The organism is Neisseria sp. P0021.S007 (genome assembly GCF_051956855.1).
On the sequence record NZ_JBQCXA010001079.1, the window covers coordinates 1 to 535 of the forward strand.

The 535-nt window shown below is 42.4% G+C and carries 1 protein-coding gene; it reads right to left on the reverse strand.

Features of this window, described 5'->3' with window-relative positions; translation table 11 throughout:
• Window positions 1-356: 356 nt before the first annotated feature.
• A complete protein-coding gene (locus ACTHUR_RS17625) occupies window positions 357-509 on the reverse strand; it encodes an opacity family porin (RefSeq protein ID WP_440400016.1) in 153 nt (50 codons plus the stop codon).
• Window positions 510-535 lie beyond the last annotated feature (26 nt).

Sequence of the window (535 nt, forward strand, 5' to 3'; positions counted from 1 at the left end):
GGAATATTCCCTATAAAGGCATTCTGTTTGCCGCCTTATTATTCGCAGTAGGCAGCGAGCTGGCTCAGGCATTTCTGACTACTACGCGCCAAGGTTCGATCGCGGATGGCATTGCCGATATGGCAGGAACGGCTGCGGCACTGTGGTTTGCAGCAAAAGTAAAAGCAGCAAAAAGTTAGACATATTTAAACAACTTAAAGGCCGTCTGAAATCCTGAGAAATAGGTTTCAGACGGCCTTTTGTTACTTGATATTTGAAGCAATGATTGCTTCATGTCAAGTATTCAAATATTAGAATTTTACGCGTACACCGGCAGATACTTCGTGAGTATGGAACTTAACGTTATTAATCTTGCCCTAATGGTTATAGTGATAGCCAGCGTCCAAAGCAACGTTAGGAGTTACTTCGTAGCTTACACCAGCCATTACACCCATGCCGGTTTTAGTTTCTTTACGTTCATGATATGAATTAGCTGTCTCAACTTTTGTTGAAGCATGATTAACAGCCACATGAGCACCTACCCCAACAATTATTC